The sequence below is a fragment of the Gottfriedia sp. ABJ_BB2_2 genome, from assembly GCF_055484705.1.
Window position 1 is genome coordinate 1 of the sequence record NZ_JBVFKR010000035.1, and the last position, 450, is coordinate 450.

Annotated in this window: 4 tRNA genes; all 4 read left to right on the plus strand. The window is 50.7% G+C overall.

Annotated features, from left to right (window positions below):
* Window positions 1–47: 47 nt before the first annotated feature.
* The 4 genes from ACX6U0_RS21310 (at window position 48) to ACX6U0_RS21325 (ending at window position 402) form a co-directional block, all read left to right on the plus strand.
* A tRNA-Thr gene (locus tag ACX6U0_RS21310) sits at window positions 48–120 on the plus strand.
* A gap of 9 nt (window positions 121–129) precedes the next feature.
* Window positions 130–205, plus strand: a tRNA-Lys gene (locus ACX6U0_RS21315).
* Between the two features lie 18 nt (window positions 206–223).
* Window positions 224–307: transfer RNA gene (locus tag ACX6U0_RS21320), tRNA-Leu, on the plus strand.
* A gap of 20 nt (window positions 308–327) precedes the next feature.
* A tRNA-Gly gene (locus tag ACX6U0_RS21325) sits at window positions 328–402 on the plus strand.
* Window positions 403–450 lie beyond the last annotated feature (48 nt).

Sequence of the window (450 nt, forward strand, 5' to 3'; positions counted from 1 at the left end):
TTACAAGCAGGGGGTCGGCGGTTCGAGCCCGTCATCCTCCACCATATGCCGACTTAGCTCAATTGGTAGAGCAACTGACTTGTAATCAGTAGGTTGGGGGTTCAAGTCCTCTAGTCGGCACTCTTTTTCGAGCCATTAGCTCAGTAGGTAGAGCATCTGACTTTTAATCAGAGGGTCGAAGGTTCGAATCCTTCATGGCTCACCATTTTTGTAAATAATGTATGCGGGTGTGGCGGAATTGGCAGACGCGCTAGACTTAGGATCTAGTGTCATTGACGTGGGGGTTCGAGTCCCTTCACCCGCACCATACATTTTAAAGCAACATATGCGGAAGTAGTTCAGTGGTAGAATACAACCTTGCCAAGGTTGGGGTCGCGGGTTCGAGCCCCGTCTTCCGCTCCACATATGCTGCCGGGGTGGTGGAATGGCAGACACACAGGACTTAAAATC